This window comes from Synergistaceae bacterium (assembly GCA_012728235.1).
Lineage (GTDB): Bacteria > Synergistota > Synergistia > Synergistales > Synergistaceae > JAAYFL01.
In genome coordinates, this window is record JAAYFL010000045.1 from 1 (window position 1) to 16,001 (window position 16,001).

General features: G+C 40.7%; 18 protein-coding genes. 5 read left to right on the forward strand and 13 right to left on the reverse strand.

The genetic code is table 11. The annotated features are described in order from the left end of the window. On the forward strand, positions 1-772 hold a 772-nt coding region (locus GXZ13_03795), incomplete at its 5' end, for a GTP-binding protein (GenBank protein NLX74960.1). Between the two features lie 58 nt (positions 773-830). Here the strand turns inward: GXZ13_03795 and GXZ13_03800 are convergent. After that, positions 831-2,213 carry a sodium-dependent transporter gene (locus tag GXZ13_03800; GenBank protein ID NLX74961.1) on the reverse strand — a complete coding sequence of 461 codons (1,383 nt, stop codon included), beginning with the start codon at positions 2,211-2,213 and terminating at the stop codon, positions 831-833. 42 nt (positions 2,214-2,255) lie between these two features. Then, positions 2,256-3,698: a proline--tRNA ligase gene (locus tag GXZ13_03805; GenBank protein NLX74962.1), complete on the reverse strand. Its 1,443-nt coding sequence runs from the start codon at positions 3,696-3,698 to the stop codon at positions 2,256-2,258. A 188-nt stretch (positions 3,699-3,886) separates the two neighbouring features. On the opposite strand from GXZ13_03805, the gene GXZ13_03810 reads away from it, so the two are divergent. Together GXZ13_03810 and GXZ13_03815 are read left to right on the forward strand one after the other, a co-directional pair. Beyond that, a complete protein-coding gene (locus tag GXZ13_03810) occupies positions 3,887-4,204 on the forward strand; it encodes a DNA-binding transcriptional regulator (GenBank protein ID NLX74963.1) in 318 nt (105 codons plus the stop codon). A gap of 167 nt (positions 4,205-4,371) precedes the next feature. Continuing rightward, positions 4,372-5,139: an ABC transporter ATP-binding protein gene (locus GXZ13_03815; GenBank protein NLX74964.1), complete on the forward strand. Its 768-nt coding sequence runs from the start codon at positions 4,372-4,374 to the stop codon at positions 5,137-5,139. Positions 5,140-5,269: 130 nt separating this feature from the next. Here GXZ13_03815 and GXZ13_03820 read toward each other — a convergent pair whose 3' ends face one another. Genes GXZ13_03820 through GXZ13_03835 form a run of 4 tightly spaced genes read right to left on the reverse strand, consistent with a single transcriptional unit; the run spans position 5,270 to position 8,040 of the window. Beyond that, positions 5,270-5,704 (reverse strand): endonuclease, encoded by a 435-nt coding sequence (locus GXZ13_03820; protein ID NLX74965.1) that lies wholly within the window; start codon positions 5,702-5,704, stop codon positions 5,270-5,272. Then, positions 5,688-6,590, reverse strand: a complete 903-nt coding sequence (locus GXZ13_03825; protein NLX74966.1) for a lysophospholipid acyltransferase family protein — start codon at positions 6,588-6,590, stop codon at positions 5,688-5,690. Before GXZ13_03825 ends, GXZ13_03820 begins: the two co-directional genes overlap by 17 nt. Before the next feature lie 48 nt (positions 6,591-6,638). Then, positions 6,639-7,175, reverse strand: a complete 537-nt coding sequence (locus GXZ13_03830; GenBank protein ID NLX74967.1) for a Fe-S-containing hydro-lyase — start codon at positions 7,173-7,175, stop codon at positions 6,639-6,641. Beyond that, the gene (locus tag GXZ13_03835; protein NLX74968.1) at positions 7,168-8,040 is read right to left on the reverse strand and encodes a fumarate hydratase; all 873 of its coding nucleotides are present in this window, start codon (positions 8,038-8,040) and stop codon (positions 7,168-7,170) included. The genes GXZ13_03830 and GXZ13_03835 overlap by 8 nt, the downstream gene beginning before the upstream one ends. 153 nt (positions 8,041-8,193) lie before the next feature. Between GXZ13_03835 and GXZ13_03840 the strand changes: the two genes are divergently transcribed. Further along, positions 8,194-8,928: a hypothetical protein gene (locus GXZ13_03840; protein NLX74969.1), complete on the forward strand. Its 735-nt coding sequence runs from the start codon at positions 8,194-8,196 to the stop codon at positions 8,926-8,928. A gap of 60 nt (positions 8,929-8,988) precedes the next feature. On the opposite strand, the gene GXZ13_03845 is transcribed toward GXZ13_03840, so the two are convergent. The 7 genes from GXZ13_03845 to GXZ13_03875 all read right to left on the reverse strand — a co-directional run bounded on the left by GXZ13_03845 (position 8,989) and on the right by GXZ13_03875 (position 15,184). Further along, positions 8,989-10,113: a sodium ion-translocating decarboxylase subunit beta gene (locus GXZ13_03845; protein NLX74970.1), complete on the reverse strand. Its 1,125-nt coding sequence runs from the start codon at positions 10,111-10,113 to the stop codon at positions 8,989-8,991. A 20-nt stretch (positions 10,114-10,133) separates the two neighbouring features. After that, complete coding sequence (locus GXZ13_03850; protein NLX74971.1) at positions 10,134-10,556, reverse strand: biotin/lipoyl-binding protein; 423 nt, start codon at positions 10,554-10,556, stop codon at positions 10,134-10,136. Positions 10,557-10,603: 47 nt separating this feature from the next. Further along, positions 10,604-10,987: an OadG family protein gene (locus GXZ13_03855; GenBank protein ID NLX74972.1), complete on the reverse strand. Its 384-nt coding sequence runs from the start codon at positions 10,985-10,987 to the stop codon at positions 10,604-10,606. Positions 10,988-11,000: 13 nt separating this feature from the next. Then, on the reverse strand, positions 11,001-12,560 hold the full coding sequence (locus GXZ13_03860; protein ID NLX74973.1) for a methylmalonyl-CoA carboxyltransferase: 1,560 nt from the start codon (positions 12,558-12,560) through the stop codon (positions 11,001-11,003). An 87-nt stretch (positions 12,561-12,647) separates the two neighbouring features. Further along, entirely contained in the window at positions 12,648-13,052 is a 405-nt protein-coding gene (mce, locus tag GXZ13_03865; protein NLX74974.1) for a methylmalonyl-CoA epimerase, read from the reverse strand. Between the two features lie 3 nt (positions 13,053-13,055). Next, positions 13,056-13,469: a cobalamin B12-binding domain-containing protein gene (locus GXZ13_03870; GenBank protein ID NLX74975.1), complete on the reverse strand. Its 414-nt coding sequence runs from the start codon at positions 13,467-13,469 to the stop codon at positions 13,056-13,058. 35 nt (positions 13,470-13,504) lie between these two features. Beyond that, positions 13,505-15,184: a methylmalonyl-CoA mutase family protein gene (locus GXZ13_03875; protein ID NLX74976.1), complete on the reverse strand. Its 1,680-nt coding sequence runs from the start codon at positions 15,182-15,184 to the stop codon at positions 13,505-13,507. 479 nt (positions 15,185-15,663) lie between these two features. Here GXZ13_03875 and GXZ13_03880 point away from each other — a divergent pair. After that, the coding region (locus GXZ13_03880; protein NLX74977.1) for a DUF4163 domain-containing protein at positions 15,664-16,001 on the forward strand (338 nt) is incomplete at its 3' end.

The window sequence follows — 16,001 nt, forward strand, 5'->3', positions numbered from 1 at the left end:
GATTGAGACCGCACGAGAGCTTGAAGAAAACTGTCGTAGCGGATTGGTTCTCAGAGAGGGAATAAAAGCTGCGATAATTGGGAAACCTAATGTCGGGAAATCTTCGCTTTTAAATGCTCTGCTGCAAAAACAGCGAGCAATAGTCACACCGATACCAGGCACTACACGAGACAGCATTGAAGAGACAGTTATTTACCAAGGGATACCTATACACTTTATCGACACAGCCGGAATTCGAGCAACTGAAGATCAGGTTGAGTCTATTGGAGTTGAGCGCTCGAAAAACTCCATAGAAGAAGCGGATATAATTATATGGGTGTTGGATTCATCAGAAGAGTTTACGGAAGAAGATAGGGTTCTTTGGGATTTAATCAAAGAGAAAAATCATGTAATTGCCCTGAATAAAAGTGATCTGATGCCATACGACAATAAAGAGCTGTTGGATGATATAACGTCAAAAAGTAAGGTTATTTCAATTTCCGCTCTGAGCTCCGAGGGAATAGAGAACTTAAAGGGATTGATTGTCGAAGATTTTGCAAAGTTCAGTTCTTTCAAAGGAAGTTATTCCGTAACATCCAGACAGCTGTCCGGGATAACTGCGACCATCTTCTCCCTTGTCGAAACGAAAAATGCCCTTACTTCAGGAATTGGAGATGACATAGCTCTTACATGCATAGCTGATGCCAGATCTTCTTTAGCTCAGGTGATTGGGATTGATCCCACCGAAGACTTGGTAGAACGGATTTTCGGAGATTTTTGTGTAGGCAAATAAAATTATAAAAACCCGGGATTTTATTAACACCCGGGTTTTTATTTATATAAGTATTTTATTATTTAAAAAACTTTTCTGCATAATTATAGACAAAGATAACTATAAATATCAGAGGCACACAGTAGACGAGATAGTATCTTAAAAACTTTGGAAATTTCATTCCTATACCGGCATCCGCTTCCGCAATAAAATTATCCCAGCCCCATCCATATCTCGTAGTACAGAATATCAGATAGGCCAAAGAACCGAGTGGCAAAATATTGTTGCTTACTATGAAATCTTCCAAATCCAAAACCGACGTACCTGCTCCAAGAGGTGCAAAAGAGGACCAGACATTGAATCCTAAGGCACAGGGAAGAGAAAGCGCAAAAAGTGTGAAGAAGCCAACTATGCTTGCCTTCGTGCGGCTCCAACCAAAAATATCCATTGAGTTGGCAATTATATGCTCGAATACGGCTACTACAGTGGATAGAACTGCGAATCCCATAAACAGGAAAAACAGTGAACACCAAAGCTGGCCGTACGGCATGTTGTTAAACATGTTGGGAAGCAGAATAAATATTAATCCAGGACCTGACCCTACGTCGACACCGTAGGCGAAACAGGCAGGAAATATCACCAAGCCCGCAACAAATGCTACGAATGTATCGAGAGTGACTACCCATATGGTCTCACCTGTCAAAGAACGCTCTTTGCCAATATAGCTTCCGAAAATAGCCATACTGCCTATTCCCAAACTCAAAGTGAAGAAAGATTGACCAAGTGCGGCGTATACGCTTGTCCACAGTCCATGCTCCGTAAGTTTGCCAAGATTCGGTTTAAGGTAGAATTCAAGTCCTGCACTTGCACCGGGGAGTGTCATAGAACGAATTGCCAAAAGCAGCATACTAGTGATAAGGCCTACCATCATGATCTTTGTTATACGTTCCACTCCGTTGCGAAGTCCGATTATGCAAATTAGAATGCCCAACAGGACAACTACGAACATCCAAAAAACCAGCGTACCCGGATTTGCAAGCATTGCCGTGAAGAATGCCGCTGTTTCTTCCTGCGGCAGAACGCTTAGTTTTCCCACAATGCTATACCAAAGATATGCGAATATCCAACCACTTACCGTGGTGTAGAACATCATCAAAATATAGTTGCCGGCCAAAGCCGCGTAACCAAAAACAGACCATTTTTTATCTGTTGGTTTTAACGTTTTAAAAGATGTAGCCACGCTTCTTTGTGATGCTCTTCCTACTGCAAATTCCATGACCATAATGGGAGCACAAAGAAAAACAAGGAAAAATAGATAAATTAATACAAATGCAGCTCCACCATATTTTCCTACTATATAAGGGAAGCGCCATGCGTTGCCAAGCCCTATTGCACAACCGGCAGATAAAAATATAAAACCTAAACGACTAGCAAGTGTTTCTCGTTGATTATTTGTACTCAACACTCTTCCTCCTAATTAGTTTCTAATCAGTTTTTGTATTTTTTAATATGCTTTAGCAAAGATAGCCTTGCGGGCACCCTCTTTACCTGTATAGAAACATTTCCCCGTTTCACCTTTATATTCGTTGGGGAAACATCTTGGAGTGGCACCGGTCAAAGCTTTAATTTCTTTTTCATCTTCTCTCGTTCCGGCAAAGTAGACTTCAACGAATCCTCCGTCGGAATCTATTACTTTTTTAAATTCGTCCAAAGTGGAGACTTCTGTTGTATTTTCTTTTCTTAAATTTAGAGCACGTTCAAACAGAGAGTTTTGAATATCTTCAAGAAGTTCTGGAAGTGCGGTTTCTATGTTTTTCCAGAGAATATCTGTTTTTTCTCCTGTATCTCTGCGGACTACGCGCAATTTTTCTCCTTCAAGCTCTTTTTCACCGAGCTCCAGTCTAACGGGAACTCCTTTTTGCAAATGGTAAAAGAATCTGTCTCCGGGGCGCAGATGGAATTGAGTATCGACTTCTATATATCGTCCGTGTAATACTTTATTTAATGTAGCTTTCAGTTCCTGAGCCTTGGGAAGAAGTTCTTTATTTAATTTATCTTCGTCAGAGGATATAGGAATAATTACTGCTTTTGTCGGAGCAATGCGGGGAGGTATAACCAATCCATCATTGTCGGAGTGAGTCATTATCAGTGCGCCGATTAGCCTTGCAGAAACACCCCAGCTGGTCGTATATGCATATTCCAGCTCTCCCTCTTTATTCTGGAACTGAATATCAAAAGCTTTTGCAAAGTTTTGTCCAAGATAGTGGCTTGTGCCTGCTTGCAAAGCTTTTTTGTCGCTCATCATCGTTTCGCAAGTATAGGTGACATCTGCACCGGGGAAGCGTTCGCCTTCAGTTTTCTCTCCCGTTACTACGGGAAGAGCGAGATAATCCACCATAATTCGACGGTAGACTTCCAGCATTGTTTCCGCTACTTTTACTGCTTCCTCTTTTGTGGCGTGAGCGGTATGTCCCTCCTGCCAAAGAAATTCAGAAGTGCGTAAAAAAAGCCGGGGACGCATTTCCCAGCGAACAACTGAACACCACTGATTTATAAGAATTGGAAGATCTCTCCAGGACTGCACCCATTTACTGTACATATGTCCGATGATTGTCTCTGAAGTGGGGCGTATTACGAGAGCTTCTTCAAGCTTTTCTCCACCTGCGTGAGTGACGACAGCACATTCAGGAGCGAATCCCTCTACATGCTCTGCTTCTTTTGCCAAGAAAGACTCAGGAATCAGAAGCGGGAAAGAGGCATTAACATGTCCCGTTTCCTTAAATGCATCATCAAAATATTTCTGAATCATCTCCCAGATTGCATATCCGGTCGGCCTTACGACCATGCAACCGCGTACGGGAGCATAATCCGCAAGCTCTCCTACCTTTATGACGTCAAGATACCACTGGGAGTAATCTTGCTCTTTTGGTGTAATATTCTTTGCCATTTATTTTGCCTCCACTTGTTTAATCCTTACATGAATATTATTAAAACAACGTCCATTTTACCATTTTTTTATATTTTTTGTGGTTGCACTTTAACTAGTTAGCATGCTCTTGACATTGATTGTTAATGTATTAGACTGAATACTGCAGTTTATAATAACAGAAAAATGAAATATGAGGGGTTAAAAATATGGCACCTAAATGGCAAGATGAACTTACGAACCAGCTATGCGATGCAATAGTCGCAATAAACAGCAGAGAAGAAGCCTATCGTTTTTTGGAGGATGTTGCAACTATAGCCGAAATTAAAGCTCTGGCACAAAGGTTGCAAGTCGCAAATCTTCTACTGAAAAAAATGTCGTACCCTCAGATAGCTCAAGCGACAGGGGCAAGCACCGCCACTATCAGCCGTGTCAAAAAATTCGTCGACTACGGGTCTGACGGATATAAAGACGTTCTCGAAAAAATAAATAAGTCGCAAGACAAACCTGGCTTACAAAAACATTAAAAACACTTCTTATCTTAATAGAACCGTTTTTCGAACACTTGAAAATAGCAAACAACGCACACAATCACAATTAATCCCGCCCGATAATGAGGTGGTCTAACCTAAAATCGCATTGTAAGAATGCTTGCAACAAGACCGCGAACGTAAAACAGGGTGGAGATTTCAATATGATAAAAAAACTTGCCGGATGTATCGGGCAATATAAACAGGATGCAATCCTTACTCCAGTATTTGTTGCGCTGGAAATTGCGATGGATGTCATCATACCTTTGCTCATGGCAAGGATGATTGATGATGGTATCACGAACGGCAACATGAATGTGATTTTGAAAATCGGACTTATCTTGATATTTATATGTACCTTTTCTCTTGCAAGTGGATTTTTGTCCGGACATTTTGCAGCCCGTGCATCTGCCGGATTTGCAAAGAATCTACGAAAAACAATGTACTACAAAATTCAGGAATTCACTTTTGGCAATATTGATAAATTCTCGTCTAGCGGACTTGTTACGCGCTTGACTACAGATGTTACCAACGTGCAATATACATTTCAAATAATTATTCGTATATTCGTCCGCGCTCCATTAATGATTATTTTTGCGGTATTCATGGTTTTCTCAATTAACAGAAAACTTGCATGGGTGTTCGCAGTCATCTTTCCCGTACTTGCTATTGGGCTAATTATCATAATGGCAAAGGCACACCCCAAACTTGCGCAGGTTTTTAAGCTGTATGACAAACTAAATAACTTGGTACAAGAAAATATACGTGGTATTCGTGTGGTCAAAAGCCATGTGCGCGAAGATTTTGAGACCGAAAAATTTAAAGATAGTCCAAAATGGCATGGATGCTCTTATGGAAGGACGTACGGTGCTTGTTATCGCCCACCGCCTCTCTACTGTACAAAACTCAAAGGCAATCTTGGTATTAGATAACGGCCGAATTATAGAGCGCGGGAGCCACGATAATTTAATCGAACAGAAAGGTAGATATTATCAGTTTTATACAGGCGCATTTGAAACAGCAGATGAATTTCAAAAAGAGCTTGCTTAAAAAGCGTGTTTTTTATTTATTTGTATTTAGAATCACTATCGCCCATGCCGCCAAATCATCTATATCTCTGGGGGGTACCCTAAGAGATGTTGGAACAATTTTCCAAAGCCACTTCGGCGGATGAAGTTGCCAGTACAACTCTCTAGCCTTTAAAGTGGTTCCATATTCACTTACTATTTCAACTTTTATTGAATCTTTTAGCAGTTTTTTTGTTTCGTCGTGAGAAGTACCGTCTCCTAGTAGAATCTTACCTGCAACTTTTCCCAAAACTGAATCTACGCTGCCCTCTTTGCTCCACTCTGACAATAAAATCCAGTCATTATTCTCAATAGCTTCAGCAAGTTTTACTTCTTCGGACTTCGGCACTATCGCCGAAAATAACAAGTTTTCTTCATCAATAAGTGCGAAACCTATTTTATATCTGCCGGGGTCAATTCCGCACTTCATCAAAAAGTCCCTCTTCATAGGATTCCCACCTTGGATACATCCACATCCACTGGTGCGGATGAGCTCTTATCCAAGAGGAAATGATATCGTTGCAATCATCAATGCTGCTTTGGATATCTTCTCCATATGGTTTCCCGTTTCGACCTTTCAGCCTGGGATATAGATGTAAATCAAATGTAAAACCATCTTCTCTTCTTACACAGTAACAGGGTAAAATTGCACAGCTTAATTTTTGTGCCAGTTTGGCTATACCCACAGGAGTGCTTGCAGGGTGTCCCAAAAACATTGAAAGAACGCCATTAAGTCTCGCATCCTGATCCACAGGCACAGCGATTATCTCCCCTGATTTTAGGGCTTTTATCATTGCCCTAAGGTCGTTCGCTTTACCTAGTGCAATTGAACCTCCAGCCACTCGCAGATCCATAATCAGCTTTGTAATTCTGTCATCGCGCTGATCAGTACCGAGGGCATTAACCTTGTATCCGTTCTGAGCGCACCAGACAGCGCCATACTCCCAATTCCCTATATGTGCTGTGGCCAATACTACTCCTCGTCCATCTTCCACAGCTTCTCTTAAGTATTCTTCACCATGAACCCTAACATATTTATTTATATTTTTCGCATCTATCGGAATTCGTGCAAATTCTGCAATGGCTCTTCCAAAATGTTTGTATACAGAGTGGACAATTACATTGGCATCTTTTTGTGAGATATTGAGTCTTGCGGAACAGCGAGCAGAAGCCTCTTTAACTTTGCGTTTCGTAAAAAGGGGCACAAGTCCTCCCAAAAATCCTCCTAAGCGAATTGCCGTTTTATGAGAAAGTAGGCTCGTTATACGCTTAAATATCAGGACCATGAACCATATCGCCGGTTGTTTCCTAGCCATCAATTCCCCACCATTCCAATTTCATAATGTGTACTTCAATACTCTATTTTAAGAATTTTGCTTATCATACAGATTTCTGCCGCAACTGTCTATGAGTACTACGAGAGGCATATCCTTCACTTCCAAACGTAGCACTGCTTCGGGGCCTAACTCTTCATATGCCACTGTCTCAGCCGAAATGACAAAACTTGAAAGTAAGACTGAGGCTCCTCCTGTAGCACCAAAATAGACGGCTTTATGTTCTTTTATCGCTTCTACTACTTCTTTTGAACGTATGCCTTTCCCTATCATTCCGTGAACCCCACGACTTAGCAGAAAGGGGGTGTAGGGATCCATACGATAACTGGAAGTCGGACCTATTGAGCCTATGACAGCACCGGGTGGTGTAGGTGCAGGACCAGCATAGAAAATCGTTTCATCCTTGATAGAAAATGAGAGTTCCTCATTTCTTTTTAGAGAGGTTACCATTTTCTCATGTGCTGCGTCTCGTGCCACTAAAATTTTGCCGGAAAGTGCAACGATATCGCCAACTTTCAAGTCCGCTATCGTGTCAGTAGTTAAGGGAGTAAAAATTTTCTTAGCCATTTTTCTCTTTCCCCTCTATTACCCCTTCCGCATGACGCAGAGCGTGACAGCAAATATTCACTGCTAATGGCATACCGGCAATATGTGTAGGGAGAGTTTTTATATGCACATCAAGAGCAGTTGTCTCCCCGCCATATCCTCCCGGCCCTATTTGCAAAGCATTCACTCTTTTAAGTATATCCAATTCCATATTAGCATATTCTCTTATGGGATTACGTACTCCAGAAGGAATCAGAAGTGCTTCCTTTGCAGCGAGTGCAACACTTTCAAAGTTTCCTCCGATACCTATCCCGACAATGATAGGAGGACAGGGATTCGCTCCCGCATTTTTGACTGTTTGCAGTACCGATTCTATTACGCCATCTGCACCGTCGGCAGGCTTTAGCATAAAAATACGGCTCATGTTTTCACTGCCCATTCCTTTCGGGCTTACAGTTATCTTTATTTTATTACCTGGAACAATTTTAAAATGAATTATTGCGGGTGTGTTGTCTCCGCTATTTTTTCTTTCAAAGAGAGGATCTTTCACTGCGGATTTGCGTAAATACCCCTCTGTATAGGCCAAACGTATCCCTTCGTTTATAGCGCCTTCGAAATCTCCGCCCACAACATGAACATCCTGTCCCAACTCTACAAATACGACGGCAAGTCCGCAGTCTTGACATATTGGCATTCTTTTTTCCGCTGCGAGCTCTGCATTCTTCAATATGTCCTGTAAAGCTTGTCTTCCCAGTGGGTCAGTCTCATTTTTTTCAGCGGTTTCGATTATTTTTCTGACGTCTTTAGGCAATTGAAGATTTGCTTCAAGCGATAAAGAACGAACTAATTCTGTTATATCTGCTGTTTTTACTAAATATTCGGGCATGATTTCTCCTCCAAAATCTCTTACGCACAATGAAATTATATATTAAAAACAGATAAACGTTTATGAATATGTAATATTCTATATGCTTTTTTATTTTTTTTTTGTATAATTACCTAGTTATTTTTGATAATACTCACCTAGAGAGGAGCATATATGGAAAACAGAAGAACAGATATGAATATTTTCATAAAACACAATATTCCAAATGGCTGTGTCCGCTCAGTTCCCTGTAAAATATCCATCTTAGGAATGGATAGAGCTGAAGATTTGTTTCGCCTTCATAACGACGTGGCCGAAGGAGTAAGTAGAGATCTCTTCTCTTGGGCCGCAGAAGATGAATTACGAAGATTTCTAAGTGATGAAGGTTTTACGGTCGGAGTAACTTATAAAGACAGACTAATCTGTGCAAGAACAATCAGAACAAGCGAAAAATGGATAAGGGAGTATCTCGCAGAAACCAATAGAACGCCTGAATGCTACGGGAACCCTGCAATCACAGGATTCTGTGTAGTTGACAAGGAATTTAGAGGCAATGACATTCAGTTTCTTACTCAGTACTATGCAGAAAGTTTTTTGATAGAAGATTTTGACTGCATTTTAACAACAGCTTCTCCAAACAACGTTCACAGCCTTCAAAATCTGCTTAAGTGCGGTTTTAATATCATTGATATGAGGGTCAATCGAGACAATAATAGACGCTATATTTTGAAAAAAAGCCTAATCGAAAACGGGATGATATCGATTCCGGGTAAAAAACAAATTTCTATAAAGCACTTAGATAGCCAAGAGCGAGCTTTAAAAGAGGGATACATCGGCTTTAAACTTATTACGAAAACTCACGGCATGGATCTTTTATTTGCAAAATTAACTAAAGACATACAAGAATAAAAAACTCGCGACGTAACATATACGTCGCGAGTTTTTTATTCTTAGAATGGAAATGTGACGCTAGTTTGTAAGCAGAGTCAACATGGCACCTGCGGCAACCGCGGTTCCAATGACTCCTGCAACGTTGGGCCCCATGGCGTGCATCAAAATATATGTCCCGGGAAATTCTTTTGATACGACTTTCTGACATACTCTGGCCGACATAGGCACAGCAGATACTCCAGCAGCCCCAATGACCGGATTTATCTTGCCTTTGGTAACAACTTTCATAAACTGACCGAAAATTACTCCTCCAGCCGTACTGAATATAAATGTTATCAATCCCAATAAAATTATCTTTAACGTAGCAACAGTTAAGAATGAATCAGCGTTCATCGTGGCACCCACAGCTATTCCCAAAAATATCGTTGTGGCATTTAGGACTTCATTTTGTGCTGCCTGTGAAAGGCGTTCAGTCTGTCCGCACTCACGAAGGAGATTTCCAAACATCAGCATGCCTATAAGAGGAACAGAAGCGGGCAGTACGAGTCCGCAAGCAATTGTAGAAATGATAGGGAAAAGAACTCGCTCTGTTTTTGAAACTGGGCGCAATTGCTCCATTTTTATCCCACGATCTTTTTTCGTAGTTAACATTTTAATGATTGGGGGCTGAATAAGGGGAACGAGAGACATATAGCTGTATGCTGCAACTGCAACGGCTGGCAATATCTCTTTGGCCACTTTAGAGCAGAGATAAATAGCAGTAGGACCGTCGGCACCTCCGATTATCCCGATGCCTGCAGCTTGCTTTATTGTAAAGCCCATGAACATTGCACCGATAACGGCAAAGAAAACTCCAAGCTGTGCTGCAGCACCAAGCAAAAACGTTATGGGGTTGGCAATCAAAGGCCCAAAGTCTGTTAGAGCTCCTATTCCCATAAAAATAATAATGGGATAAAGCTCGTGATCTATTCCTATCTTTACAAAATATAGAAATCCGCCTTCGTCGATTATTCCAGATAGGGGAAGGTTGACCAACAGACATCCAAAAGCAATGGGGACAAGCAGAAGGGGCTCAAATTCCTTCACTATTGCCAAATAAAGCAGGATAAAAGAGACCAACAACATGGTCATCATCGGCCAGTTTAGAGCCAAAAATCCCGATTGTTCTATAACTCCTTTTAGAGCCAATAAATAAAAGTCCATTTATTTCACCTATATGCGAATTAAACTAAAACCAGGAGAGTATCTCCTGTGTTTACAGTCTCGCCCTCTTTGCAGTTAATACGTTTTACTACGCCTGTTGAGGAAGCAAATATTTCATTTTCCATCTTCATTGCTTCCAATAGAAGCAGAACTTGTCCCTTTTCCACTATTTCTCCCTGATCAACCAAAATCTTTAAAACCTTACCCGGCATAGGAGCTGTAATCGCAGTTGACTCGTCATCATTTGCAGGAGTTTCTATAGCAGCTTCTGGTGCTGCTGTCGGAATAGGAGCAGGTGCGGCCTCTACTTGAGGTGCGGTTGCCTGTACCACTTCTTCGGCTGGTTTTACAATATTTGTTGCCAAGGGCGTGGAAACTCCAACTTCTTCTACATTTACACTATATTCTGTTCCGTTAACCGTTACTTTAAAATTACGAGCCATATGAGAAAACCTCCTATTTCTATTCTAGTAATTTGAAATGTTCAATATTAATTTAAAAAATCTTCGATATTATTTGCTTTGTGCATCATTCTCCAACCAGAGGCTTTTGGAGCTGATATTGGTGCAAAGCTAAGTATTTTAACCGTTTTGCCACACATTGCCGTAATGGCTGCTGTTATAACAGCGATGAGTTCTTTATCGTCAGCCTCTGTTCTAACTGCCAACGCTATAGAACTATTTTTTTTTTCTGACTCAGAAGGGTCTGTGACTCCATTGCCACTCATTTTGTCTATCCCGTTGCTGATATGTTGCATAGCCATCAGCAAAAGAACGAGCCCGGTAATGACGATAAAAACGATACTAAAGGATATAACGGACATTACAAGTCCACCTTTAACTCCTACAAAATAAGATGCTGTGCTATTCACCATTGTCACCCCTCCTTTAATTAGGCATTACTCCATGTTTGCGTTTTGGTCTTATTTCACTTTTTGACTCTGTCATTATAAGAGCTTGGTAGATAACAGGGCGAGTCTCTTCAGGAAGAATTACCTTGTCAACATATCCGTTTGATGCGGCTTTATAGGGGTTTGCGAAAGCCTCTCTATACTCTTCTATCTTTTCAATGCGAGTCTCTGCAGGGTCTTTAGAAGCCTCTATCTCTTTTCTGAAGATTACGTTTGCTGCACCTTCTGCACCCATCACTGCTATTTGCGCTTGAGGCCATGCAAAAAGCATATCGGCTCCAAGCTCTTTGTTGCACATTCCTATATATGATCCTCCGTAAGCCTTGCGCAGAACTACGGTAATTTTTGGCACAGTTGCTTCACTATAAGCATATAAAAGTTTGGCTCCATGTCTTATGATTCCGCCCATTTCCTGGTTTTTTCCAGGTAAATATCCGGGGACATCTTCAAATGTCACTATGGGGATATTAAAGACGTCGCAGAGGCGAATATGACGGCTTGCTTTGTCAGATGCGTTTATATCCAAACAGCCGGCCATAACTTTTGACTGGTTGGCTATAATACCTATGGCACGACCGCCAATTCTTGCAAATCCTGTGACAATGTTCGTTGCCCAAAACTCTTGAACTTCACAAAATTCACCGTTATCCACAACTTTTGAGATGACATCTCGTACGTCGTAAGATTTATTTACATCTGTAGGAACTACATCTCTGAGAGAGAGATCCATGGTTGAAGGGTCGTCTTGTGTGTCAACAAAGGGTGCGTCTTCCATATTGTTGCTCGGCAGATAGCTCAATAACTTGCGGACTTGGGCAAAACAGTCTGCCTCATCTTTGGCAAAAAAGTGTGCACAGCCGGAAACTGAGTTATGAGCCATTGCTCCGCCAATCTCTTCAGATGTAACCTCTTCTCCCGTAACTGCCTTGATGACTGACGGGCCTGTGATATGCATAATTCCAATTTTATCTACCATAAAAACGAAGTCTGTGAGAGCAGGGCTATAAACAGCTCCTCCAGCACAGGGACCTGCTATAATCGACAGCTGAGGAATTACTCCACTTGCCTTGACATTTCTAAAGAAGATATTTCCATAGCCGGAGAGAGCGTTGACTGCTTCTTGAATACGAGCACCTCCGGAATCTTTTATACCGATACAGGGGCAACCATTCATAAGTGCCAGATCTTGTACTTTACAAATCTTTTTTGCGTGCATTTCTCCAAGAGATCCGCCCATAACAGTAAAGTCTTCACTGAAAACGTATACAAGGCGACCATCTATAGTTCCACTTCCGGTAACAACACCGTCTCCCAAGAAATGTGTTTTATCCAAACCGAAATTTGTGCAGTGATGTTCTACAAATTCGTCTATCTCCATGAAACTATTCGGATCAAGCAGTGCGTTTACACGTTCACGTGCCGTCATCTTGCCTTTTTTGCGTTGTGTTTTGATGGAATCTTCTCCACCGCCTAGCGCACTTTTCTCTCGTTTTTCGATTAGAATTTCACACAATTCATTTATCGTTTTATCCGTCACTTTTCTGCCTCCTTAATAGCTTCTTTACATGCTCTTTATATTAAAATTAAATAATATTTCGAAGTCTTTTTAAAAAATTTTATAAGATTATTCTCTTTCCATTAGCTCCAGCAAGACTCCGCCTGTAGCACTTGGATGTATAAAAGCTATTTTTGTACCACCCGCACCATACCGTGGACTTTCGTCAATTAATTTAACTTCCCTGCCTTTCAATTCGGCCAGTGCACTTTCTAAATCTTCAACTTCCAGCGATATATGGTGTATACCTTCGCCCCTTCTCTCTATAAATTTAGATACGGGGCTTTCTGAAGAGGTCCCCTCCAAAAGCTCTACTTCGCAGTTATCAAGAGGAAGAAATGCCGTTTTTACTTTCTGATCGACTACTTCTTCAATTCCCTGACATTGGATATTTAGGGTATTCTCCCAAAAATTTAAAGATTTTTTAATGCTCTTAACCGCCATCCCTATATGATCGATTCTTAATGTTTTCATTTTTTAAATCTCCTTTGCTCTTTTCTCTGCAACTGCTTCTTTTAGCCATTCTATTATCTTTGTAGTCGGAACTCCCGGCCCGAAAATAGATTTAACTCCGTATTCTTCGAGCTCCCGACAGTCTGTTTCGGGTATTACTCCGCCACCGAAAACAATGATATCCTCTGCATTTTGTTTTTTGAGAAGCTCTATGATTGTTTTAAAACAGTGGTCGTGTGCTCCTGATAGGATACTGACCCCAATTGCATCTGCATCTTCTTGGATTGCAGCCGCCACTATTTTTTCCGGTGTTTGACGAAGACCTGTGTAGATTACTTCCATTCCGGCATCTCTCAATGCCCTGGCAATAATTTTTGCGCCACGGTCGTGTCCGTCAAGTCCCGGTTTAGCTATTACCACACGTATTTTTTGCTCCATTTTTATCAACCTCTTAACTTTTATGACATAAAAACTTAGAGGATTACATTTTCCTTATGTTCACCGAATACTTCTCTTAGTACGGAACATATTTCACCTACTGTTGCATAGCTGCGAACTGAATTTAGCATCAGAGGCAATAAATTCTCGTCGCCTTCAGCAGCTTTCCTAATATCCGATAGAGTGTCCCGTACTCTCAAATTATCGCGGCTGCTTTTTATCTGCTGCAACTTCTTTATCTGTTTTTTCCCCACTTCTTCATCCACTTTGAGCAGCTGTCCGTCATATACATCGTCTTCCGAATAATATTTATTGACTCCGACAATAATAGTCTCTTCATTTTCAATCGACTTTTGATATGAGTAGGCCGCTTCCTGTATCTCTCTTTGTGGGAACCCCAACTCTATGGCTTCTATCATGCCACCCAGATCATCTATCTTTTTTATGTACTTCCATACTTCCTCTTCAATTTGTTTGGTCAATGATTCAAGAGCGTAGCTTCCGGCAAGAGGATCAACGACATTTGTAATTCCTGATTCATGCGCAACAATCTGTTGAGTTCTTAATGCTATCTGTGCCGCCTTATCTGACGGAAGTGCCAAAGCTTCGTCCAAACTGTTGGTATGTAAAGATTGGGTGCCGCCTAAAACGGCTGCCATGCACTGAATTGTTGTTCTAACTATATTATTCTCTGCTTGCAGTGCGGTTAGGGTACAGCCTGCAGTTTGAGTATGAAAACGTAATGTTTGAGCCCCTTTGTCTGTTACGCCGAAACGATCTTTCATTATTGAGCTCCAAACTTTTCTGGCAGCTCTGTATTTTGCTATTTCTTCCAAGAAGTCGTTGTGTGCGTTAAAAAAGAAAGAGAGACGTTTTCCAAAAACATTGGGGTCCTGTCCAGATTTTATTGCCGCTTCAATATAGGCTATCCCGTCTGCCAGTGTAAAAGCCACCTCTTGAACCGCTGTGGAACCAGCCTCACGAATGTGATATCCAGAAATAGAAATCGTATTCCATTTAGGGATATTGTCGCTACAAAACTTAAATATATCTGTCACTAGACGCATCGACGGCCTCGGAGGAAATATATATGTACCTCTTGCAATAAATTCTTTTAATATGTCGTTTTGTATCGTTCCCGAAAGAGAATCAGCAGAGACTCCCTGCTTTTCAGCGACTGCTATATACATTGATAGGAGTATTGCTGCCGGAGAATTTATTGTCATTGACGTAGACACTTTATCTAAAGGAATCTTGTCAAAAAGAGTTTCGAAATCGGAGAGAGTATCAATCGCTACTCCCACCTTACCGCACTCTCCCAATGCCATCGGATCATCTGAGTCGTATCCTATCTGTGTTGGAAGATCAAATGCCACGGATAAACCCGTTGTCCCCTGACTCAACAAATAGCGGTAGCGACGATTTGATTCTTCAGCAGTAGCAAATCCCGCATACTGACGCATTGTCCAGAAACGCCCTCTGTACATCGTCGGCCGCACTCCTCTGGTAAATGGGTACTGGCCGGGGAATCCAATCTCATCACAGTAATCAATGGGCTCTAAATCTATCGGAGAATAGGTTCTTTTTAGCGAAATTCCGCCCGATGTAAGAAAGTCTTCTTTCGTCTCTGGCCTTTTTGCTAAAACTTTTTCGACCGAGGATTCATAAACATCCTGTTCATTTTTAATTCGTTTAAGCTCTTCTTTATCGAACACTGTTTATTCCCCCTCAAAGATCGAATAACTTCTCATTAAAAACCTAAAAAAAATTTAGACTAGAGATTAACACTATTTCTCATTATTTTCAAGTGTTCTAGCGAAAAAACGTGCATTTCATAATTTATTTTATTTTAACAATAAAGTCGGACAACTCATTCCTCTTTACCTGAAATATTTTCTGTTTATATTATGGAAAAGCAGGTCTTAGCAATGACAAACTGTAGTTTTTGATGATATTTATTAATGCTGTTAAAGGTTTACATTATACAATACTTTCGATTATTTGTTCAATATAAAATATTTTTTTACTATTTTTTTATTTGATATTTAAACAATCGTTTAAGATAAAACAGTAAATAGAACGTTTAAATATTGCCAGCGAAAGGATAAAATGAATTTTGATTAAGCAATGCAGCAACAAGAGAACAGGAAACTATTTTTAAACGATTTTTATAATGGATAAAGGAGAGATAACTGTGAAAAAAAACATATTAAGCATATTAACCATCCTTCTGATTACAGCTGCAACACCTGCTTTTTGCGAAATAACGCTCTCTGAGTTTTCAACATACAACTCCAAAATCGATGGATTTGAAGCAAAGATAGTGACCCCTATGATTAGAGGTCTGGCTGACAAAAAAATCGAAAATGAAATAAATAGCAACTTTAGAGTTAAGGCAAAGGCCGCCATTTCGGAGTATGAGAATTATGTTGTTGAAGAAACAAATAAATCGCCGAAGACGGAGGGGCACTTTGCTCTTATATCTGATGTCATAGTCAAAACAAACAACGAAAAAATCCTAGCTTTTGATCA